The organism is Actinocrinis puniceicyclus, from assembly GCF_018283645.1.
Lineage (GTDB): Bacteria > Actinomycetota > Actinomycetes > Streptomycetales > Catenulisporaceae > Actinocrinis > Actinocrinis puniceicyclus.
Map to the genome: position 1 here is coordinate 1 of NZ_JAGSXH010000403.1, position 403 is coordinate 403.

The 403-nt window shown below is 65.5% G+C and carries 1 pseudogene; it reads right to left on the bottom strand.

The features are described 5' to 3' along the window. A pseudogene (gene glnA, locus KGA66_RS29490) lies at window positions 1–403 on the bottom strand (glutamine synthetase); the annotation flags it as partial.

Consider the following 403-nt stretch of genomic DNA (forward strand, 5'->3'; position numbering starts at 1 on the left):
GATGTAGGCATCCAGCATGGAGTCCGAGAACACGCCGCCCTTGGTCAGGAACGCGCGGTCCTTGTCCAGGTACTCGAGCGCCTGGTCGAGGCTGTGGCACACGGTCGGCACCAGCTTGTCTTCCTCGGGCGGCAGATGGTAGAGATCCTTCGTGGCGGCTTCGCCCGGATGGATCTTGTTTTCCACGCCGTCCAGGCCGGCCATCATCAGTGCGGAGAAGCACAGGTACGGGTTGGCAGAAGGATCGGGGAAGCGCGCCTCGATGCGGCGACCCTTCGGGTTCGCCACGTACGGGATGCGGATCGAGGCCGAGCGGTTGCGGGCCGAGTAGGCCAGCTTCACGGGGGCTTCGAAGCCGGGCACCAGGCGCTTGTAGCTGTTCGTGCCGGGGTTGGTGATGGCG